This window comes from Arthrobacter sp. B0490, assembly GCF_002929355.1.
Taxonomy (GTDB): domain Bacteria; phylum Actinomycetota; class Actinomycetes; order Actinomycetales; family Micrococcaceae; genus Arthrobacter_D.
On record NZ_PJIR01000001.1, the window covers coordinates 25303 to 46244 of the forward strand.

The window sequence follows — 20942 nt, forward strand, 5'->3', positions numbered from 1 at the left end:
CGCGCGGGGAGGCCGATCAGTCCGCGACCAGCTCCACCTCGAACCCCTCGGCGTTCTCGAGGTACGCGGCGTAGTGGTCCGTGCCCCCGGCGAAGGGGTGCCGGTCCTGGAACAGCAGCGACCAGCCGTGGCTCGCCGCCCGACGCGCCAGGAGGTCGACGGCGTCGCGGGAGCCGCCGCGGAAGGCGAGGTGGTTCACGCCGGGACGACGGCGCTCGTGTCCGCCGGCAGCGACGTCCGGTCCGCTCTCGAACACGATGTAGAACTCGTCGGACCCGAAACTGACCCCGTCCTCCCACGACTCCTTCCGCGGGAACCCGAGGCGCTCCAGCAGCCAGCCCAGGCTCGCCTCGGCCGCGGGGAGGTCCCGCGTCCAGACCTCGACGTGGTGCAGCCTGCCGGCCGGGCGGGGTGCCTCGTCCGCTGCGGGGGTCGGCGTCGACTGCTGACCCTGCGCAGGGGCGCGGGGCTTCCAGGGCACACCGGCCATGCCGGCGTCCATCGCTTCGTTGGAAAGCCGGTCGGCGTCTTTGTTCCGCTCACGCGGGATCCACTCGTACGTCACGCGGCGCGGGTCGAGGACCTTGCGGGCCTTCGCCGCGAGCACCTTCATGTCCGCGTGCTTGATCTGCCATCGCCCGGACATCTGCTCCACGACGAGCTTCGAGTCCATCTTCACGTGGACGGACGCCCTGGGATTGATCTCCCGTGCGAGCTCGAGCCCGGAGACGAGGCCGGAGTACTCGGCCACGTTGTTGGAGGCCTTGCCGATGTATGCGGCTTTCTCGACGAGGATGCGGCCCGTCTCCGGATCGCGCACGAGCGCACCGTAGCCGGCATGGCCGGGGTTGCCGCGGGAACCGCCGTCGGCCTCGACGACGAGGCGGGCGGGCCCCTCGGCCGCGGCCTGGTCGTGCTCGGACTCGTCGAGCGCGTAGGGGTCGAACAGTTGCTGATGCGTCACGGCTGCTGGGTGCCCCAGTCGCTCGAGCGGACGAGGATGCAGCCGGAGTCGGGGCACAGCACGACGTCGTCGGGTGCGGCGCCGGCGATGTCGGCGAGATCGCCGGGGCTGAGCTGCATGCCGGACCCCTCGGACTTGCCGTGGAACAGCCGGGCGGCGCCCACGCCGCGCTTGACGAGGATCCGCTCGTACACGGCGAGGAGGGCCGTCTCGAACGTCGACGCGAGCTCGTTGCGGCGTGCCTGCACGTCGACGCGCTGCACGTCGATGTCGGCGAGCTCGAGGTCGCGCGCCTCCTCGAGGGCGCGGAGCTCCTCCCGGACCCCGTTGGTGCGCACCTGCACCTCGTCCCGGGCGGTACGCGCCGCCTCCACGCGTTCCATGACGTCGAGCTCGACGTCCTCGAGGTCGGAGCGCCGCTTCGTCAGCGAGGCGACCTCGTGCTGCAGCGCGGTGAGATCCTTCGACGTCCCGGTTCCGCTGTTGAGCCGCTTCTCGTCCCGTTCAAGGCGGTTCACGACGGACTGCACCTCGTCCTCCGCACGCGTCAGTTCACGTTCGAGGTCTCCCAGCTCCGTGCTGGCCCGCACCAGTTCGGCGTCCACCTCGGCCACACGGGCCGCTGCGGTCCCGAGTGCGGGGTTGCCCCGGGCTGCGACAGCCTGGCGGGAGAGCTTGTTGAGGGTCGAGTCGAGGGCCTGCAGGTCGAGCAGGCGGAGTTGTTCCTCGGGTGCAGCCTTGGCCACGGTAAACCTCCGGGGGTCGGTCGGATGGGGCTCGGTGGGTCGGGGGGCGTCGTCCAAGCCTAGGCCACCACGACCGTCCGGGCCGCCCGGCACGGCCCGGCAGCCGGCGGGTCAGTGGCCGGGCGTCAGCACGAAGTCCCAGGGGTCGGTGTTGACCCCGCTGACGCGGATGTCGGTGGTGAAGCCCCGGTCGGTGAGGACGGCGCCCAGGGCGTCGGCCGCCGGCGTGAGCCAGAGCCATTCGCTGCCGAAGTGGGAGACGTCGATCAGGTACGGCGGCCCGTCACCCGCCGCCTCCCGCACCTCCGACGCCGGATGGTGGCGGAGGTCGGCCGTCACGTACACGTCCGCCCGGCTCGAACGGACACGGTCGAACAGGGAGTCCCCCGCCCCTCCGCACACGGCGATCCGGCGCACCAGCGCGTCCTTGTCGCCGGCCACGCGCACGCCTCCGGCCACCGCGGGCAGGATCGAGAAGACGGCTTCGGCGAAGGACCCGAGGGGCACGGCGGCCGGGAGGTCGCCCACGCGTCCGATGCCCTCCTCCGGCAGTCCGTCCGCGGCCGGGGCGAGGGGTTCCGTGTCCTGCAGCCCCAGGGCGTCCGCCAGCACGTCGGAGACGCCGCCGACGGCGCTGTCGCCGTTGGTGTGCACGGTGACGAGGGCGCAGCCGGCCTCGATCAGCCGGTGGACCACGTCGCCCTTGAAGCCGGAGGCCGCGACGGTGGTGACGGGTTTGAGCAGCAGGGGGTGGTGGGACACGATCATGGTCGCACCCCAGTCGAGCGCCTCGTCGAGGACGGCGCCGGTGGGGTCGACCGCGAAGAGGATCTTCTCCACGCTCGTCCCGGACCGGCCGGCCACCAGCCCGACGGCGTCCCACGCCTCGGCGAGCTTCGCGGGCCACAGCTCCTCGATGGCCCCGAGGACGTCGACGACGGTCGGCACGTGGAGCGCGGGTGAGGGGACGGTTGTGGGACGCGCGCCGTACTCGTTCTGTTCCATGACACCAGTAATACCTGCCCCCGGCGACCCCTCCAAGCCTCCGCGGTTCACCGAGGGCGGATGACCGCCGGGAATCATCGGGGCGCACCGCGCATTGACACAGTCATGAAGACTTTCGTGCTCGGTGGGGGCTGTTTCTGGTGCCTCGATGCCCTCTACCAGAAGACCCGTGGCGTGACCGAGGTGGTCTCCGGCTACACCGGCGGCCACACGCGGCATCCTGACTACGACTCCGTCTGCTCCGGCACGACGGGACACGCCGAGGTCGTCGCGGTGTCCTTCGACGAGACCGTCATTCCGGAGGACGTCGTCCTGGACATGTTCTTCGTGTCCCACGACCCGACGACGCTGAACCGGCAGGGCTACGACGTCGGCACGCAGTACCGCAGCGTCATGTACTACCAGGACACCGAGCAGAAGACGCTGTTCGAGGAGGCGATCACCCGAAACCAGGAGAACTGGAAGAACCCGATCGTCACCGAGGTCAGCAGGCTCCCGCAGTTCCACGTCGCGGAGGACTGGCACCAGAACTTCTACGCCAAGCACCCCGAGCAGGGTTACTGCCAGGTGATCATCAACCCGAAGCTGTCGAAGGCCCGCAAATATTACGCCCAGTGGCTCGCCGCCTAGGCGCACCCGTGGGCACCCGTTAAGCTGACCGCCGTCGCTCGGGGGCAGGCGTCCGGCCGCCACGGTCGACGCCTCCCCCTCCCCTTTCCCGAACAGGCAGGCTCCGCATGGCAAAGATCTACGACGACGTCACACAGCTCGTGGGACGGACACCCCTCGTCCGGCTGAACCGCCTGACAGAGGGTCTCGACGCGCAGGTTGCGGTCAAGCTCGAGTTCTACAACCCCGCCAACAGCGTGAAGGACCGGATCGGCGTCGCCATCATCGACGCGGCGGAACGGGCAGGAGCGCTGCAGCCCGGCGGGACGATCGTCGAGGGGACGTCCGGGAACACCGGGATCGCCCTGGCGATGGTGGGCGCGGCACGCGGCTACCGCGTCATCCTGACGATGCCCGAGACCATGTCCACCGAGCGGCGGGTCATGCTGCGGGCGTACGGAGCCGAGATCGTCCTCACACCGGGCTCCGAAGGCATGCGGGGCGCCGTCGAGCGGGCGAAGGACATCGTCGCGACGACGGAGAACGCCATCTGGGCCCAGCAGTTCGCCAACGCGGCCAACCCCGCCATCCACCGCACCACCACGGCCGAGGAGGTCTGGGAGGACACGGACGGCGAGGTGGACATCTTCGTGGCGGGCGTCGGGACCGGCGGCACCATCACGGGCGTAGGACAGGTGCTCAAGGAGCGCAAGCCGGGCGTGCAGATCGTCGCCGTCGAACCCGCGGACTCCCCCATCCTCAACGGCGGCGCCCCCGGCCCGCACAAGATCCAGGGCCTCGGGGCGAACTTCATCCCCGAGAACCTCGACCGCGAGGCGTACGACGAGGTGCTCGACGCCACGGTGGAGGACTCGGTCCGCGTGGCCCGGGCGCTCGGCACCCAGGAGGGCATCCTCGGCGGGATCTCGTCGGGAGCCATCGTCTGGGCAGCGCTCGAACTCGCGAAGCGTCCCGAGAACGCCGGTAAGCTCATCGTGGCGGTCGTCTGCGATTTCGGCGAGCGCTACATCTCCACGGTCCTCTTCGACGACATCCGCGGCTGACCAGTCCCGCCCCGTTCCGACGATCCACAACCATTCCCGAGAAGGTAGCCGGTGAGCTTTCTAGAACGACTGCGCGAGGACCTCGACACCGCGCGCACCCACGATCCGGCCGCCCGTGGGTCCCTCGAGAACACCATCGTGTACTCCGGGCTGCACGCCATCTGGGTCCACCGGCTCACCCACCGCATGTGGCGGAACGAGAAGCTGCGGTTCCCGGCACGCGTGCTGTCGCAGCTCGCGCGTGCGCTCACCGGGATCGAGATCCACCCGGCGGCGACGATCGGGCGCAGGTTCTTCATCGACCACGGCATGGGGATCGTCATCGGTGGCACGGCGGAGATCGGCGACGACGTCATGCTGTACCAGGGCGTGACGCTCGGCGGCCGGTCGCTCGAGAAGGTGAAGCGTCACCCCACCATCGGCGACCGCGTCACGATCGGCGCCGGAGCCAAGGTCCTCGGGCCGATCACCATCGGTGCGGGCAGCGCGGTCGGCGCGAACGCCGTCGTCGTGAAGGACACCCCTCCGGACTCGATCGTCACGGGTATCCCGGCGACATTCCGTCATCGCGACTCGCGCCGTGAGACGCAGCCCGCGGTGGATCCCGCCGAATACGTGGATCCCGCCATCTACATCTAGCGCGTCCTGACGTCCAGGACGCCCGGCCCCTTTCCGGGCCGGAACGCAGGAAGCCCCGGACCGAGGTCCGGGGCTTCCTGCGTCGGGTGACCGTCAGTGGGTGTCGACGGCCTCGATCTCGGACTTGTCCTCGCCCCACAGGGTGTGGAAGGTGCCCTCGATGTCGACACGGTTGTAGGTGTGGGCGCCGAACAGGTCGCGGAGGCCCTGCGTGAGGGCGGCCGGGAGGCGCTTGCGGCGCAGGCCGTCGTAGTAGGCCAGCGACGCCGAGAAGACCGGCACCGGGATGCCCAGCTGGACGGCGGTCGCCACCACGCGGCGCCAGGCCGGTACCGCGCCGGCGATCGCCTCGGCGAACGCGGGGGCCAGCAGCAGGTTGGCCGGGCGGCCCTCGCCCGCGTAGGCCTTCATGATGTCGTCGAGCAGTTCGGCCCGGATGATGCAGCCTGCACGCCACAGCGACGCGATCTCATCGAGCCTGAGCTCCCAGCCGTACTCCTTCGCCGCCGCCGTGAGCATGTCGATGCCCTGCGCGTAGCTGACCAGCTTCGAGGCGTAGAGCGCGAGCCGGACGTCCTCGACGAAGGTGTCCGGCAGGTCGACGGTCCCCTCGTGGCCCTGCAGGATGTCCTGGGCCTGGAGGCGCTGCTCGAGCTGCGAGGACAGCGCGCGCGCGAACACGGACTCGGCGATACCCGACGTCGGGCTGCCCAGTTCCAGCGCCGACACCACGGTCCAGCGGCCGGTCCCCTTCTGGCCGGCCGCGTCGACGACGACGTCGACGAAGGGCTTGCCCGTGCGCTGGTCGGTGTGCCCGAGGACCTCGGCGGTGATCTCGATGAGGAAGGAGGACAGCGTGCCGCTGTTCCAGTCCGTGAAGATCTTCGCCTGGTCCGCCGGTTCGATCCCGGCACCCGAGCGGAGGAGGTCGAAGGCCTCGCCGATGACCTGCATGTCCGCGTACTCGATGCCGTTGTGCACCATCTTCACGAAGTGGCCGGCGCCGTCCGTGCCGATCCAGCGGCAGCACGGCTCGCCGTTGTACTTCGCGGAGATCTTCTCGAGCATCGGGCCGAGGGAGTCGTAGGACTCACGGGAGCCGCCGGGCATGATCGACGGGCCGAGGAGTGCGCCCTCCTCGCCGCCCGACACCCCGACGCCGACGAAGTGCAGGTCGTGCCGGGACAGGGCCGCCTCACGGCGCCGCGTGTCCTCGTAGTGCGAGTTGCCGCCGTCGATCACGATGTCGCCGGGTTCGAGGAGAGGGGTGAGCTGGTCGATCACCGAGTCCACGGGCTTGCCCGCCTTCACCATGATGAGCACGCGGCGGGGCTTCTCGAGGGAGTCGACGAGCTCCTGCAGCGTCTCGGTCCGGATGAACTCGCCGTCGCCGCTGTGCTTCTGCAGCAACGCGTCCGTCTTCTCCACCGACCTGTTGTGCAGGGCCACCGTGTAGCCGTTGCGGGCGAGGTTCCGGGCGAGGTTCGCCCCCATCACTGCCAGGCCTGTGACGCCGATCTGTGCGCTCAATGTGTTCTCCGTCGTTAGTCTGCTGGATGCAGATCGCTGCATCTACCGGTGCTTCGGGCGTTCCCACGCCGGCCATCCGGTCGCTTTCACACTATTACCGTGCGCGCACCGGCCGCCAGAGAAGCCCCCGCATGCCGCGTTTTGTGTCCTGGGCGGCTCCCACCGGTAGCGTGTCCGACGCGACAGCCTCCCGGCTGGGTCGCTGGCGCCATCCGTGAAAGAATGGTAAGGATGTCCGACGTTACGGTAACCCCCGCCCTTGCCCCGACCGCTTCCGCGCGCCCCCAGGTGCGGCCCGAAGTGGAGGGTGCGCAGCCGATCGTCTCGAGCGACGGCCGGCCCCTGCTGCAGTTCAAGTCCCCGAGGGTCAGCCAGCCGCCGGTGCACCTCGCGGACCTCACGCTCGCCGAACGCCAGGACCGCCTGAAGGAACTGGGCCACCCGGGCTTCCGCGCCAAGCAGCTGTCGACGCACTACTTCACGCACTACACCACGGACCCGGCGGCGATGAGCGACCTGCCGAAGGCGGGCCGCGAGGAGCTGGTCTCGGCGATGTTCCCGCCGCTGCTCACCGAGGTGAAGCGGCTGACCACGGACAACGGCGACACCATCAAGTTCCTCTGGCGCCTCTTCGACGGTGCGCTCGTGGAGTCGGTCCTCATGCGCTATCCCGGGCGCGTGACACTCTGCGTGTCCTCGCAGGCCGGGTGCGGCATGAACTGCCCGTTCTGCGCCACCGGCCAGGCCGGTCTGACCCGCAACATGTCGACGGCGGAGATCGTCGACCAGGTCGTCGCCGCGAACCGCGCGCTCGCCGAGGGCGCGCTGGGCGACCTGCGCACGGACGGCGGGCACGATGCCGACCGTGTCACCAATATCGTCTTCATGGGCATGGGTGAGCCCCTGGCGAACTACAAGCGCGTCATGGGCGCGCTGCACCGCTTCGTCGACGACTCCCCCGAAGGCCTCGGCATGTCGGCCCGCAACATCACGGTCTCCACCGTGGGTCTCGTGCCGGCCATCAACAAGCTCGCGGCCGAATCGTTGCCGGTCACCTTCGCGCTCTCCCTCCACGCTCCCGACGACGAGCTCCGCGACGAGCTGATCCCCGTCAACACCCGCTGGAAGGTGGACGAGGCCCTCGACGCCGCCTACAACTACTACCGCACCACGGGCCGGCGCGTGAGCATCGAGTACGCGCTGATCAAGGACATGAACGACCACGCCTGGCGCGCCGACCTGCTGGCGAAGAAGCTCAACCAGCGCGGCCGCGGCTGGGTGCACGTCAACCCGATCCCGCTCAACCCCACGCCCGGCTCCATCTGGACGGCGTCCGAGAAGAGCGTGTCGACCGAGTTCATCAACCGCCTCCGCGCCGCCGGCATCCCGACCACGCTGCGCGACACCCGCGGCAAGGAGATCGACGGAGCCTGCGGGCAGCTCGCCGCCGGCGAGTAGCAGGTGGCCGGATTGGCGGAACACCGCGGGCGGCCGGTATAGTCGTCCCTCGTGATGCAGCCGTCCGGCAGTCGCCGGACGGGCGGATCGCAGGACGAGGGTCTTTAGCTCAGCTGGTAGAGCGCCACGTTTACACCGTGGATGTCATCGGTTCGATCCCGGTAGGACCCACCACGAGAAACCCCGCCATTCCCAGGGCAGATGTCCGGAAGGGCGGGGTTTCCTGCTGTCCGGGCACTCCGGCCAGGGGGGCGTGCACGATCAGCCGGCGCGCGGCATCCCGAGGGACAGGCGCGACAGCGGCGTCCGGTGGAGGATCAGGGCCACAGCCCACGGCAGGACCAGCGCGAGCACCAGTACCCGGTACGACCGCTCGGCGTCCGGTACGTCGAGCAGCCAGAGGACGTACGTGTGGGTCAGCACGACCATCAGGCAGCCCGCAGCGAGCCTCCCCGACACGGCATGCACCCAGCCGGGCAGCAGGGGGAACAGGCCCTCGAGCATCAGGAGCAGGCCCACGCCGATCAGCACCGCGACGGCGACCCCGAGGACCGGCGTGCCCAGCTCGCCGTACTTCATGTCCAGAGGCGCCGACACCCCGGCGATGACCGGCGCCGCGCCCGCGGCGAGGCACACCGCGCCGACCCGGATCGGCGCCTCCACCCGGCTGCGGAGGTGCTGCAGTCCCTGGCCCGCGAGCATGAAGACGAGCGCGCCGCCGGCCACACCGAGCGACATGGGCAGCGGGGCGAGGACCTCCTGGAAAAGGTCGGTGATGATCGCGAGACCGGCGATGAGCACTATCCGGAGGACGAGGGTCGCACGCTCGAGGACCCGGAACAGGACGGCCGAGAGGAACAGCGCCGGCATGAACCAGTACGCGCCGAACGGTCCTGCGTTGAGGGACCCGCCCAGGAGGGGCAGGATCACCGCCTCGGGAGTCAGCGTCCCGCGGTACCGATGGATGGCGACGTGGACGATCAGCGTCACGACCAGCCAGGCGAAGAACGGCGTCATGATCGTCCCGAAGCGCTTCTTCGCCTCCGTCACGGACGCCCCTCGGGTACCAGGTTCCCGGGCCTTCCAGAGGTACCCGGACAACAGGAAGAACGCGGGGACGTGCCAGGTGTAGAGTCCGGCGTCGACGAGCGGGCCCGACCAGACGTGCCCGGCGACGACCCCGACGACCGCGAGAACCCGCAGGCCGTCGATGGCCCCGGAGCGGACCGCTCGTGCGTCCGGTGTCGGTGCGCCGGGTATCGGCGCGCGCAGGGTCGTCAAACACTCCTCCACGGTCGGACGAATGGGTATGGCTCCAAGCGTGGCCCGGCCGGCGATCGGAGGCCACTCCCGACGGCCGGCGACGGGAGGTGGCGCTTTCGTGGACGGCATGGTTCACGGTGCCGTCCGCCCGAGGTCCCGCAGGACGTCTAGCCCTGCACCTCCAGGATGCCGACCGGCTTCCCGTGCGCGAAGGTCACGACATAGTCCTGACCCATGATCGTGACGGTGCACTGGAATGCCCCGGTGGTGCGGCAGTCGTCCCCCTGGTCCGGCGCCGTCCCGGGCTCCTCGAAGATCGGTTCCAGCAGCTCGGGGTCGATCCCCGGTGGCGTGGGCTCGTGGAAGGGGAGGGAGCCGGGCGGGATGCAGGTATAGGGATCGGCCGGATCCGTCCACCAGGCGCCGGCCTCCGTGATCGGGCACTGAGGGTAGGGCGGTGCAGGGAGATCCTCTGGAGGCAGGTCGCCGCCCCTCCCGCTGCCCGACGGACGGGGAGCCGGGGACGGCAGCGGACCGGTCTCCGCAGCGGGCGCGACGGGCAGGGCTCCGTCAGCGCCCTCCTGCACGCCCTCCTGCACGCCGGCCGGCGACGGCGCTTCGGCCGCAGGGGCCTGCACGGCCGGCGGCACGTCCTCCGCCGCCTGGCTCCCGGGCTCCATCAGCAGGGGTTGGCCGGCGATGACCGCCGCAGTGCCGAGAGCGATGAGAAGAGACCTAGTCGAAGAACGCATTTTCCACCCCGGTTGAGAGACCAATGGGTTGAACCTATGACGCCCGGGGAGGTCCGGAAAACAGTAGTACCTACTCGGTTTCCCCTCGAACTACTCGCGCCGGGGGTGGATAATCCCCTGGCCCTGCCCGAGGTCCGGCAACTGGCGAGCGAGGAAGTCCAGGGCTTCCGAGACGCCCGCCTCGATCTTCAGCGACGCGAATTCGTCGCCCCTCGTGGGCCCCCGGTTGATGATCACCACCGGCTTGCCCGCCTTCGCCGCGTGGCGGACGAACCGCAGCCCGCTCATGACGGTCAGCGAGGACCCGGCGACGAGCAGCGCGCCGGCGTCGTCGACCATCGCGTAGGCCTCCGCGACGCGGCCCTTGGGCACGTTCTCCCCGAAGTACACGAAGTCAGGCTTCAGCATCCCGCCGCAGACCGGGCAGGGGGCCATCACGAAGTCGCCCGTCTCGTCGACGTCGGCGTCGGCATCCGGCGCGACATCCCCGGCATCCGACTCCCGCTCGAGATAGCCGGGGTTCAGCCCCTCGAGGATCTCGGCGATCCGCGACCGTGCGAAGGTGGACGCGCACTGCAGGCAGACGACGCGGTCGAAGGTGCCGTGCAGGTCGATGACGTTCAGGCTTCCCGCCGAGGAGTGGAGCCTGTCGACGTTCTGCGTGATCAGGCCCGACAGCAGGTTCCGCTGCTCCAGCAGCGCGACGGCGGCGTGGCCTGCGTTGGGGTCCGCCCGGCGGAGGTGCCGCCAGCCCACGTGGTTGCGGGCCCAGTACCTGCGTCGCAGTGCCTCGTCCCCGACGAACTGCTGGTAGGTCATGGGGCTGCGCGGTACCGACTCCGGCCCGCGGTAGTCCGGGATGCCCGAGTCCGTGCTCAGGCCCGCCCCAGTCAGGACGGCGAGCCGGTGACCGCCCAGCAGGGCGACGGCCCGGTCGAGGAGCAGGCGTTCCTCCTGCCCGAGCGGGGCGAGGCCCTCCGCGGGCGCCGTGCTCACGAAGCCCGTCAGGCCGAGGCCCGGGTTGGAGGCGGGTCCGGGCAGGTCGTCCGGCGGACGGCCGGACCCGGCGGTCACAGGGCGGCTTCGACCGAGCTCAGCGCGCGGGCGTAGTCCGCGATGGGCCTCCCCTGCCCGTGGGGCGAGGAGACGGCCGCACGGACGACCCCGGAGCCGTCCAGGACGTAGCTGATGCGTTCGGCGTAACCGTGGACCTCGTCGAAGGCGTCGAAGGCCCGTGTGACGGTCCCGTGGGGCCAGAAATCGGCCAGGAGGTCGAAGGAGATGTCGTTGGCGTCGGCGAAGGCGCGCAGCGTGTACTTGTGGTCGACCGACACGGCGACGAGGCTCACACCTGCGGCGTCGAAGAGGTCGAGGTTGTCCCGCAGTTGGCCGAGCTCGTCGGTGCAGACCCGGGAGAAGGCGAAGGGGAAGAAGACGACGACCGCGCCGCCGACCAGGGAAGCTCTCTCGACGGTCTCGCCGAACTGGTTCGCGAGCGTGAATTCAGGAGCGACGGCCCCTACGTCCAGTGCCACACCTACTGCTTCCGTCGGCTGACGAGCCGCGTCGCCGACCATTCCCTCGAGACGCCGGCCGACGACGTCGAGTGCAGGCCGGCGGTGGGGGCTGCCTCCTGCACGTCCGCGGGCGAGACATAGCCAGGGCGGCCGGACTTGGGGGTGAGCAGCCATACGACGCCCGAGGCGCCCAGCGAGGTCAGGGCATCCACGAGGGCGTCCACGAGGTCTCCGTCACCGTTCCGCCACCACAGGATGACGCCGTCGACGACGTCCTGGTCGTCCTCGGTGAGCAGTTCGGACCCCACACCCCCCTCGAGGTTCTCCCGGAAGTCGAAGTCGACGTCGTCGTCGTATCCGAGCTCCTGAACGAGGTCTCCGTTCTTGAAACCCAACTTGCCTGCCACGTTGACCGCAGTGGCGGCTTCAGCCTCGCTCACTTAGCTCCTCCTGAAAAGACGGGACTGTCGCGTGACGGGCCCTCGTATGGATGTACATGCCTACCAGCCAACACCCTTATGCGCCAAGCATCAAGCCAGTCAACGGATTTGGACGGCCCGCGGCCCCGTGCCCGGGCGGGCGGACGACGTGTGTGCAAGCCCTCGGCGTAATCTGCCCCGAGTCCCCGCTCCTGCTACGCACTGACCGCACGGCGGCGATAGAGTGAGGCGGTATATGGCCGCGGTGCTAGCGCCGGGCTTGCATCTCTGCGCGGGCCCAACGAGCCGTGCGCAGGCATTAAGCGACACGGACAAGATCCGTGGAAGTGGAGAGATATCGCGTGGCTGCAGAACAAGGTACGGCGGATATTCTGAGCGGTCTGACGGTCGGCAAGCCCGACGGTGATCCCGAGGAGACCGCGGAGTGGATCGAATCCCTCGACCAGCTGATCAGCACCCAGGGCACCGAGCGCGCGCAGTACATCATGCGCTCGTTGCTGCAGCGTGCAGGTGCGCAGTCCGTGGGCGTGCCCATGGTCACGACGACGGACTACGTCAACACGATCCCCGCGGATCAGGAACCCGAGTTCCCGGGCGACGAGGAGATCGAACGCAAGTACCGCGCATGGTTGCGCTGGAACGCGGCCGTCATGGTGCACCGCGCGCAGCGCCCGGAGATCGGCGTCGGCGGGCACATCTCGACCTACGCCGGCGCGGCGACGCTGTACGAGGTGGGCTTCAACCACTTCTTCAAGGGCAAGGACCACCCGAGCGGCGGCGACCAGGTGTTCTTCCAGGGTCACGCCTCCCCCGGGATGTACGCGCGGGCGTATCTGGAAGGGCGCCTCACGGAGGAGGACCTGGACGGGTTCCGGCAGGAGAAGTCGAAGGAGGGCCACGCGCTGTCCTCCTATCCCCACCCCCGTCTCATGCCGGACTTCTGGGAGTTTCCGACGGTCTCCATGGGCATCGGCCCCATGAACGCCATCTACCAGGCGCAGTCCAACCGCTACCTGCACAACCGCGGCTTCAAGGACACCGCCGACCAGCAGGTCTGGGCGTTCCTCGGCGACGGTGAGATGGACGAGCCCGAGTCGCGCGGCTTGCTCCAGCTCGCCGCGAACGAGAAGCTCGACAACCTGAACTTCGTGATCAACTGCAACCTGCAGCGGCTCGACGGACCCGTCCGCGGCAACGGCAAGATCATGCAGGAGCTCGAGGCGTTCTTCCGCGGTGCGGGCTGGAACGTCATCAAGGTCGTCTGGGGGCGCGAGTGGGACGCGCTGCTCGAGAAGGACAAGGACGGTGCCCTGGTCGACATCATGAACCAGACGCCCGACGGCGACTACCAGACGTACAAGGCCGAGTCCGGCGGGTTCGTCCGCGACCACTTCTTCGGCAAGTCGCCGGAGACCAAGGCGATGGTCGAGGACCTCTCCGACGACGAGATCTGGAAGCTCAAGCGCGGCGGGCACGACTACCGCAAGGTCTACGCGGCCTACAAGGCGGCCACGGAGTTCAAGGGCAAGCCGACCGTCATCCTCGCGAAGACGGTCAAGGGGTACGGCCTCGGCCCGCACTTCGAGGGCCGCAACGCGACCCACCAGATGAAGAAGCTGACGAACGAGGACCTCAAGGCGTTCCGCGACCACCTGCGTATCCCGGTCACGGACGAGCAGATCGACGACGACCTCTACAATGCGCCGTACTACCACCCGGGCGCCGACGCGCCCGAGATCAAGTACCTGATGGAGCGCCGCCGTGAACTCGGCGGCTTCGTGCCGGAGCGGCGCACCAAGCACGCCGACATCGTCCTGCCCGGTGACAAGGCGTACGAGACGGCCAAGCGCGGATCCGGCAAGCAGATGGCCGCGACCACCATGGCGTTCGTGCGCATCCTGAAGGACCTCATGCGGGACAAGGAGTTCGGCAAGCGGATCGTGCCGATCATCCCGGACGAGGCGCGGACCTTCGGCATGGACTCGTTCTTCCCGACGGCGAAGATCTACAACCCGAACGGGCAGAACTACCTGTCGGTGGACCGTGACCTGGTCCTCGCGTACAAGGAGTCCATCCAGGGTCAGATCCTGCACGCCGGCATCAACGAGGCCGGGTCCATGGCGGCGTTCACCGCCGCCGGCACGGCCTACGCCACGCAGGGCCAGCCGCTCATCCCGATCTACGTCTTCTACTCGATGTTCGGCTTCCAGCGCACGGGCGACTCCATCTGGGCCGCTGCGGACCAGATGTCGCGCGGCTTCATCATCGGGGCGACGGCCGGCCGGACCACGCTGACCGGCGAGGGGCTGCAGCACGCCGACGGCCATTCGCCGATCCTGGCGTCGACGAACCCCGCCGTGATCACCTACGACCCGGCATTCGGGTACGAGATCGGGCACATCGTCCGCGACGGCCTGAACCGGATGTACGGGGACATCGGCGACGAGCCGGAATCCTCCCGCAACGTCATGTACTACATCACCGTGTACAACGAGCCCTTCGTGCAGCCGGCCGAGCCCGAGGAACTCGACGTCGACGGACTGCTGAAGGGCATTTACCTGCTGAAGCCCGCGAAGGTGGACGGGCCGCGCACGCAGCTGCTCGCCTCCGGCGTGGCCGTCCCGTGGGCGCTCGAAGCGCAGAAGATCCTGGCGAAGGACTGGGGTGTCTCGGCCGACGTCTGGTCCGTGACGTCCTGGAACGAACTGCGCCGCGACGGCCTCGAGGCCGAGGAAGATGCCTTCCTCAACCCCGGCGCCGAGGCCCGCAAGCCGTTCGTCACGCAACAGCTCGAGGGCGCGACAGGTCCGATCGTCGCGGTCTCGGACTTCATGAAGGCCGTCCCGGACCAGATCCGCCAGTTCCTGCCGAACGAGTTCGCGACGCTCGGCGCCGACGGATTCGGTTTCTCGGACACGCGTGCCGCGGCGCGCCGGTTCTTCAAGATCGACAGCCACTCCGTCGTCGTCCGCGCGCTGGAGATGCTCGCCCGCCGTGGCGAGGTCGACGCGAACGCCCCCAAGGAGGCGATCGAGAAGTACCGCCTGCTCGACGTGAACGCCGGGACCACCGGCAACGCCGGCGGCGACTCCTAGCACCGCCACCCCGCCCGGGGGCGACGGCGGGAGCAGCCCAGCGCTGCTCCCGCCGTCGCCTTTTTTGTAGCTCCTCCACAAATGTGGGAGGACGGCACCGAGACCGTATGCTCGGAGGATGCCGCAGCCCGAAGACGTCCCCGGTAGCGCCCGGAGCGCCCCGGGAGCCACCAACGCGGGACCCGCGCCGGCGGACCCGGCCACCGTCGAGAAGTTGCGGGCCACGATCGGCTCCCTCTCGACGGCGACCCTCAGGCAGCTCGACGCGGACCTTCCGTGGTATCGCGGGCTCCGCGCGGACGAGCGGTCGGCGCTCGGCATGGTGGCCCAGAAGGGCATCGCCTCCTTCGTCAACTGGTACCAGAAGCCCGTCTCCCCGGCGTGGGTGCTCAGCGACGTCTTCGGCACGGCCCCGACGGAACTGACCCGGTCGATCAGCCTGCAGAAGGCCCTGCAGCTCATCCGCGTGGTGGTGCAGGTCGTCGAGGACCACGTGCCGTTCCTGGCCCCCGCGGCCGATCAGGGCCCGCTGCGGGAGGCCGTGCTCCGCTACTCGCGGGAGGTGGCGTTCGCCGCGGCCGACGTCTATGCGCGCGCGGCGGAGACCCGGGGATCCTGGGACACCCGCCTCGAGGCCCTCGTCGTCGACGCGATCCTCCGCGGTGAGAGCTCCGACGCACTCCGTTCACGCATCGCCGCCGTCGGGTGGAAGTCGCAGGCCCGCATCACGGTCATGGTGGGCAGCGCCCCGCAGGAGCCCGACGCGGGCTTCCTCAACGAGCTCCGGCGCGTCACCGGCCGGCTCGCCGAGGACGTCCTCGTCGGCATCCAGGGCGAACGGCTCATCCTCGTCCTGGGCGGTGTCCGGGACCCGGCCAAGGCATACCCGAGGATCACCGAGCTGTTCGGCGCCGGCGCCGTCGTCCTCGGTCCCGAGGCGGAGTCGCTCGTCGAGGCGAGCACCTCCGCCCAGGCCGCCTTCGCGGGGCTCACTGCCGCCCGCGCGTGGCCCGGGGCACCCCGTCCCGTCTCCTCCGAGGACCTGTGGCCCGAGCGCGTGATGTCCGGCGACGACACCGCGCGCCGGGCCCTGGTCCGCACCATCTACCGCCCCCTCCTGGCCGCCTCCAACGGCCTCGAGCAGACCCTCTCCGCCTACCTCGCCCTCGGCTCCTCCCTGGAAGCGACGTCCAGGTCCCTCTTCGTCCATGCGAACACGGTCAGGTATCGTCTCCGCCGCGTCTGCGACGTGACCGGCTGGGACCCGTTGGTCGCGCGGGAGGCATTCGTCCTGCAGACGGCGCTCGTGGTCGGGCGCCTCTCGGCCCCGTCGCCGCCGGTCGCCGCACCGGGCGGAGGGCCAGCGGGCGGTACACCACGTGCTGCGCGGCCGACCGGTGCACGCAGCTCCGGAGCAGCAGCCGTCGACTTCGCCGGAGACTTGTAGACTTCCTACAACACGGCACAGCCAGCTTGGTTCAGCCGAACACCCGATAATGCCCCGACGATTTGGAAAGCTGGAACAGTGCTTGCAATCGCCTGCCCCGGACAGGGCTCACAGACCCCGGGCTTCCTGAGCCCCTGGCTCGAGCTCCCCGGGGTCCGCAGCCACCTGGAGCTGCTCAGCGACCGCGCCGGCACGGACCTGGTGCGGCACGGCACCGCCTCCGACGAGGAGACCATCAAGGACACGGCGGTCGCCCAGCCCCTCATCGTCGCGGCGGGCCTGGTGACGGCACGCGTGCTCCTCGGGGGCCGTGCGCTGACCGCCGCCACCGTCGTCGCCGGGCACTCGGTCGGAGAGCTCACCGCCTCGGCCGTGGCGGGAGCGCTCACCGAGGACGACGCCGTCACCTTCGTCCGTGTGCGCGCCACGGCGATGGCGGAAGCTGCCGCCGCCCGGCCGACGGGCATGAGCGCCGTCCTCGGCGGTGACGCCGGCGAGGTCGCGGACCGGCTCGCCGAACTGGGCCTCACCGCCGCCAATGCGAACGGCGGCGGCCAGGTCGTCGCTGCCGGGACGCTGGAGCAGCTCGGCGAGCTCGCCGCGGATCCCCCGGCCAGGGCGCGCGTCATCGCCCTGAAGGTCGCGGGCGCGTTCCACACCGGCCACATGTCTCCCGCCGTCACGGCGCTCGAGGCGCTGCGGCCCTCGCTCGTACCGGCAGACCCCGTGGCCACGCTGATGTCCAACCACGACGGGCTGCCCGTCGCCACCGGGGAGGGCAACCTCGACAGCCTGATCGCGCAGGTCTCCCGCCCCGTCCGCTGGGACCTGTGCATGGAGTCGATGCAGTCCATGGGCGTCACCGGGATGATCGAGCTGTCCCCCGCAGGAACACTGACGGGGCTGGCGAAACGCGGAATGCGCGGCACGGCGACGCTCGCCGTAAAATCGCCCGAGGACCTGGACGCCGCCCGCAGCTTCATCGAGGAGCACTCGCGGACCACGGACCTCGATCCGTCCCTTACCTCCGAAGGACCCCAGTGAGCATCACCGCCCTCAAGCAAGCCCCCCTCCGCGAGCACACGCGTATCCTCGGCGTCGGCGCCTACCGCCCCGGGATCATCGTCACCAACGACGACGTCTGCCAGTGGATCGACTCCTCCGACGAGTGGATCCGGCAGCGCACCGGGATCGTCACCCGCCATCGCGCGCCCCGCGACGTGAGCGTCATCGACATGGCGGAGGCGGCGTCCCGGGAGGCGCTCACGTCCGCGGGCATCGATGCGTCGCAGATCGGTGCCGTGCTCGTGTCCACGGTGACCCACCCCTACGCCACCCCCTCCGCGGCCGCACAGCTGGCCGACCGCCTCGGGGCCACGCCGGCACCGGCCTACGACATCTCGGCCGCCTGCGCGGGCTACTGCTACGGCATCGCCCAGGGTGATGCCCTGGTCCATGCCGGGACGGCCGACTACGTGCTCGTCGTCGGGGTGGAGAAGCTGTCCGACTTCATCGACAACGCGGACCGCACCATCTCCTTCCTCCTCGGCGACGGCGCGGGCGCCGTCGTCATCGGGCCCGGCGACTCCGCGGGCATCGGCCCGTCCGTGTGGGGCTCCGACGGCAGCAAGCACGAGGCGATCCGGATGACCCGCTCCCTGCTGGACGTGCGCGACTTCGCGATGGGCGCCGTGACGACCGACGCGGAGGCCGAGGCGGACGGCGATGCCGGACAGGAGAGCCTGTGGCCCACCATGCGCCAGGACGGACCGTCCGTGTTCCGCTGGGCCGTCTGGGAGATGGCGAAGGTCGCCCAGCAGGCGCTCGACGCCGCGGGTATCACCGCGGACGATCTCGCGGTGTTCCTCCCCCACCAGGCGAACATCCGTATCATCGATGAGATGGTGAAGCAGCTGAACCTGCCCGAGCACGTGTACGTCGCACGGGACATCGTGGATGCCGGCAACACCTCCGCGGCCTCCATCCCCCTCGCCATGCATCGCACCCTGAAGGAGCAGCCCGCGCTCAGCGGCAAGCTCGCCCTGCAGATCGGCTTCGGAGCCGGTCTCGTGTTCGGGGCGCAGGTCGTGGTCCTTCCCTAGTTTTCAAGCCCAGAGCGCGCAACGCGGTCTGCCCATCCCCGCCGGTCATCCGGCAAGAACAGAAAAGGAGCCACCATGGCTAGCAACGAAGAAATCCTGGCCGGACTGGCCGAGATCGTCAACGAGGAGACGGGACTCGCTCCCGAGTCCGTGGAGATGGACAAGTCCTTCACCGACGACCTCGACATCGACTCCATCTCGATGATGACCATCGTCGTCAACGCCGAGGAGAAGTTCGGCGTGCGCATCCCGGACGAAGAGGTCAAGAACCTGAAGACCGTCGGCGACGCCGTCACCTTCATCTCGGGCGCCCAGGCCTAGTTCCTGCAGTTCCCGGCGCTGCGGCCGCCCCCGGTGTTCCCGCCGTGGGCGGCCGCAGCCGTCAACTCCTCGCCCGGTGCCGCCGGCGCCCCAGCTTCGAAAGAGTGACCATGCCACGCAAAGTCGTCATCACCGGACTCGGTGCAACCACCCCCATCGGAGGGGATGTCCCCACCATGTGGGCCAACTCCCTCAAGGGCGTCTCGGGAGCGCGGACCATCGAGGCCGACTGGGTCGCGAAGTACGAGCTGCCGGTGACCTTCGCCGCCCAGATCTCCACACCCGCGTCGGAGGTCCTCGCCCGCGTCGAGGCGAAGCGCATGGATCCCTCCACGCAGTTCGCCGTCGTCGCCTCCCGTGAGGCGTGGCGCGACTCTGGCATCGAGGACGTCGACAAGGACCGCCTCGCAGTGGCCTTCGCGACCGGCATCGGCGGCGTGTGGACGCTGCTCGACGCGTGGGACACCCTGCGCGACAAGGGCCCCCGCAGGGTCCTGCCCATGACGGTACCGATGCTGATGCCGAACGGCCCCGCCGCGGCCGTCAGCCTCGACCTCGGCGCGCGCGCCGGAGCGCACACGCCGGTGTCGGCCTGTGCCTCGGGTACCGAGGCGCTCCACCAGGGCCTCGAACTCATCCGGTCCGGCAAGGCGGACGTCGTGGTGTGCGGCGGCGCCGAGGCGGCGATCCACCCGATGCCCATCGCGGCCTTCGCGGCCATGCAGGCGCTGTCCCGGCGGAACGACGAGCCCGAACTCGCCTCGCGCCCCTACGACACGGCCCGTGACGGATTCGTCATGGGCGAGGGCGCCGGAGCCCTCGTCCTCGAGGCCGAGGAACACGCCCTGGCCCGCGGAGCTCGCATCTACGCCGAGCTCGGGGGCACATCGGTCACCGCCGACGCCTACCACATCACCGCACCGGACCCCCAGGGACTGGGGGCCACCCGCGCACTCAAGGCCGCCCTGTTCGATGCCCGGGCCCAGGCGGAGGACGTGGTGCACGTCAACGCGCACGCGACCTCCACCCCGGTCGGGGACAAGCCCGAGTACACGGCCCTGAAGGCCGCGCTCGGTGCCCACATCGACCAGGTCGCGGTGTCGGCGACGAAGTCGCAGACGGGTCACCTCCTCGGAGCCTCCGGTGCGGTCGAGGCCGTCATGACCGTCCTGGCGATCTACGAACGGAAGGCCCCGGTGACGATCAACCTCGACAACCAGGACCCCGAGATCCCCCTCGACGTCGTCACGACGGCGCGCGATCTGCCCTCCGGCGACATCGTGGCGCTCAGCAACTCGTTCGGCTTCGGCGGCCACAACGCCGTCATCGTGCTCCGCAACGTCTGACCGGCGGTTCACGGAGAAGGGCGCCACCCCGGGGTGGCGCCCTTCTCCGTGCGCACTGCGTGTCGTGCTTCCTCGTCGCCGGGTCCTGGGCGGCGGGCGATCTGGCCGGGGGTCAGCCGACCTGGTGGAGCCAACGCACGGGAGCGCCCTCGGCGGCGTGCCTGAAGGGTTCGAGCTCCTCGTCCCAGGACTCCCCCAGCGCGAGGGACAGCTCGTGGTAGACCGCTGCCGGGTCGCCGGCTCCGGCCTCGTAGGCGTAGCGGATGCGGTCCTCCGTCACCATGATGTTGCCGTGGACGTCCGTGGTGGCGTGGAAGATCCCCAGCTCGGGTGTGTGGGACCAGCGGCCTCCGTCGGCTCCGGCGCTCTGCTCCTCGGTGACCTCGTACCGGAGATGCGCCCAGCCGCGGAGGGCGGAGGCGAGTTGTGCGCCCGTGCCCTGCGGGCCGACCCAGGACAGCTCGGCCCGGAGCATTCCGGGCGCAGCAGGCTGCGCCGTCCACTCCATGTCGGTGCGCTTGTCCAGCACGGACCCGATCGCCCACTCGACATGAGGGCACAACGCAGTAGGGGCTGAGTGCACGTACAAGACACCGCGCGCCATCACAACAGACATTCCATCCTCCATAGCTGTAGGTACGTCT

Annotated in this window: 20 protein-coding genes and 1 tRNA gene; 11 read left to right on the plus strand and 10 right to left on the minus strand. The window is 69.8% G+C overall.

The window, feature by feature from the left end:
- Nucleotides 1-16: 16 nt before the first annotated feature.
- The 3 genes from CXQ97_RS00150 to CXQ97_RS00160 all read right to left on the minus strand — a co-directional run bounded on the left by CXQ97_RS00150 (nucleotide 17) and on the right by CXQ97_RS00160 (nucleotide 2715).
- Nucleotides 17-964, minus strand: coding sequence for a reverse transcriptase-like protein (locus tag CXQ97_RS00150; protein ID WP_258062100.1), 948 nt, complete (start codon nucleotides 962-964; stop codon nucleotides 17-19).
- Complete coding sequence (locus CXQ97_RS00155) at nucleotides 961-1710, minus strand: zinc ribbon domain-containing protein (protein WP_104178845.1); 750 nt, start codon at nucleotides 1708-1710, stop codon at nucleotides 961-963. Before CXQ97_RS00155 ends, CXQ97_RS00150 begins: the two co-directional genes overlap by 4 nt.
- Before the next feature lie 111 nt (nucleotides 1711-1821).
- Entirely contained in the window at nucleotides 1822-2715 is an 894-nt protein-coding gene (locus CXQ97_RS00160) for a Nif3-like dinuclear metal center hexameric protein (RefSeq protein WP_104178846.1), read from the minus strand.
- A gap of 105 nt (nucleotides 2716-2820) precedes the next feature.
- Here CXQ97_RS00160 and msrA point away from each other — a divergent pair, with 105 nt between their 5' ends.
- The 3 genes from msrA (at nucleotide 2821) to epsC (ending at nucleotide 5027) form a co-directional block, all read left to right on the plus strand.
- Nucleotides 2821-3345, plus strand: coding sequence for a peptide-methionine (S)-S-oxide reductase MsrA (gene msrA / locus CXQ97_RS00165; protein WP_104178847.1), 525 nt, complete (start codon nucleotides 2821-2823; stop codon nucleotides 3343-3345).
- 107 nt (nucleotides 3346-3452) lie between these two features.
- Nucleotides 3453-4388 carry a cysteine synthase A gene (cysK, locus tag CXQ97_RS00170; protein WP_104178848.1) on the plus strand — a complete coding sequence of 312 codons (936 nt, stop codon included), beginning with the start codon at nucleotides 3453-3455 and terminating at the stop codon, nucleotides 4386-4388.
- A gap of 51 nt (nucleotides 4389-4439) precedes the next feature.
- Nucleotides 4440-5027, plus strand: a complete 588-nt coding sequence (gene epsC / locus CXQ97_RS00175; RefSeq protein ID WP_104178849.1) for a serine O-acetyltransferase EpsC — start codon at nucleotides 4440-4442, stop codon at nucleotides 5025-5027.
- 93 nt (nucleotides 5028-5120) lie between these two features.
- On the opposite strand, the gene gndA is transcribed toward epsC, so the two are convergent.
- Entirely contained in the window at nucleotides 5121-6557 is a 1437-nt protein-coding gene (gndA, locus tag CXQ97_RS00180) for an NADP-dependent phosphogluconate dehydrogenase (RefSeq protein WP_104178850.1), read from the minus strand.
- A gap of 231 nt (nucleotides 6558-6788) precedes the next feature.
- Between gndA and rlmN the strand changes: the two genes are divergently transcribed.
- Together rlmN and CXQ97_RS00190 are read left to right on the plus strand one after the other, a co-directional pair.
- Nucleotides 6789-8015 carry a 23S rRNA (adenine(2503)-C(2))-methyltransferase RlmN gene (gene rlmN, locus CXQ97_RS00185; RefSeq protein ID WP_258062101.1) on the plus strand — a complete coding sequence of 409 codons (1227 nt, stop codon included), beginning with the start codon at nucleotides 6789-6791 and terminating at the stop codon, nucleotides 8013-8015.
- A gap of 98 nt (nucleotides 8016-8113) precedes the next feature.
- Nucleotides 8114-8189, plus strand: a tRNA-Val gene (locus CXQ97_RS00190).
- Between the two features lie 87 nt (nucleotides 8190-8276).
- Here the strand turns inward: CXQ97_RS00190 and CXQ97_RS00195 are convergent.
- From CXQ97_RS00195 to CXQ97_RS00215, 5 genes are all read right to left on the minus strand, one after another.
- Nucleotides 8277-9296, minus strand: a complete 1020-nt coding sequence (locus CXQ97_RS00195) for an acyltransferase family protein (RefSeq protein WP_181034925.1) — start codon at nucleotides 9294-9296, stop codon at nucleotides 8277-8279.
- Between the two features lie 149 nt (nucleotides 9297-9445).
- A complete protein-coding gene (locus CXQ97_RS00200; RefSeq protein ID WP_146069542.1) occupies nucleotides 9446-10030 on the minus strand; it encodes a hypothetical protein in 585 nt (194 codons plus the stop codon).
- Nucleotides 10031-10120: 90 nt separating this feature from the next.
- The gene (locus CXQ97_RS00205; protein ID WP_258062102.1) at nucleotides 10121-11104 is read right to left on the minus strand and encodes an NAD-dependent protein deacetylase; all 984 of its coding nucleotides are present in this window, start codon (nucleotides 11102-11104) and stop codon (nucleotides 10121-10123) included.
- Nucleotides 11101-11565 carry a redoxin domain-containing protein gene (locus tag CXQ97_RS00210; protein WP_258062103.1) on the minus strand — a complete coding sequence of 155 codons (465 nt, stop codon included), beginning with the start codon at nucleotides 11563-11565 and terminating at the stop codon, nucleotides 11101-11103. Before CXQ97_RS00210 ends, CXQ97_RS00205 begins: the two co-directional genes overlap by 4 nt.
- A gap of 2 nt (nucleotides 11566-11567) precedes the next feature.
- Nucleotides 11568-11987 (minus strand): DUF3052 domain-containing protein, encoded by a 420-nt coding sequence (locus CXQ97_RS00215; protein ID WP_104178855.1) that lies wholly within the window; start codon nucleotides 11985-11987, stop codon nucleotides 11568-11570.
- 341 nt (nucleotides 11988-12328) lie between these two features.
- On the opposite strand from CXQ97_RS00215, the gene aceE reads away from it, so the two are divergent.
- The 6 genes from aceE to fabF all read left to right on the plus strand — a co-directional run bounded on the left by aceE (nucleotide 12329) and on the right by fabF (nucleotide 20298).
- The gene (gene aceE / locus CXQ97_RS00220; RefSeq protein WP_104178856.1) at nucleotides 12329-15082 is read left to right on the plus strand and encodes a pyruvate dehydrogenase (acetyl-transferring), homodimeric type; all 2754 of its coding nucleotides are present in this window, start codon (nucleotides 12329-12331) and stop codon (nucleotides 15080-15082) included.
- A gap of 118 nt (nucleotides 15083-15200) precedes the next feature.
- Entirely contained in the window at nucleotides 15201-16529 is a 1329-nt protein-coding gene (locus tag CXQ97_RS00225; protein WP_104178857.1) for a CdaR family transcriptional regulator, read from the plus strand.
- Nucleotides 16530-16607: 78 nt separating this feature from the next.
- On the plus strand, nucleotides 16608-17573 hold the full coding sequence (locus CXQ97_RS00230) for an ACP S-malonyltransferase (protein WP_104178858.1): 966 nt from the start codon (nucleotides 16608-16610) through the stop codon (nucleotides 17571-17573).
- The gene (locus tag CXQ97_RS00235; RefSeq protein WP_104178859.1) at nucleotides 17570-18631 is read left to right on the plus strand and encodes a beta-ketoacyl-ACP synthase III; all 1062 of its coding nucleotides are present in this window, start codon (nucleotides 17570-17572) and stop codon (nucleotides 18629-18631) included. The genes CXQ97_RS00230 and CXQ97_RS00235 overlap by 4 nt, the downstream gene beginning before the upstream one ends.
- 75 nt (nucleotides 18632-18706) lie before the next feature.
- On the plus strand, nucleotides 18707-18952 hold the full coding sequence (locus CXQ97_RS00240; RefSeq protein WP_026552001.1) for an acyl carrier protein: 246 nt from the start codon (nucleotides 18707-18709) through the stop codon (nucleotides 18950-18952).
- 110 nt (nucleotides 18953-19062) lie between these two features.
- Nucleotides 19063-20298: a beta-ketoacyl-ACP synthase II gene (fabF, locus tag CXQ97_RS00245; protein ID WP_104178860.1), complete on the plus strand. Its 1236-nt coding sequence runs from the start codon at nucleotides 19063-19065 to the stop codon at nucleotides 20296-20298.
- 112 nt (nucleotides 20299-20410) lie between these two features.
- Here fabF and CXQ97_RS00250 read toward each other — a convergent pair whose 3' ends face one another.
- A complete protein-coding gene (locus tag CXQ97_RS00250; RefSeq protein WP_104178861.1) occupies nucleotides 20411-20914 on the minus strand; it encodes a DUF3145 domain-containing protein in 504 nt (167 codons plus the stop codon).
- Nucleotides 20915-20942: the final 28 nt, after the last annotated feature.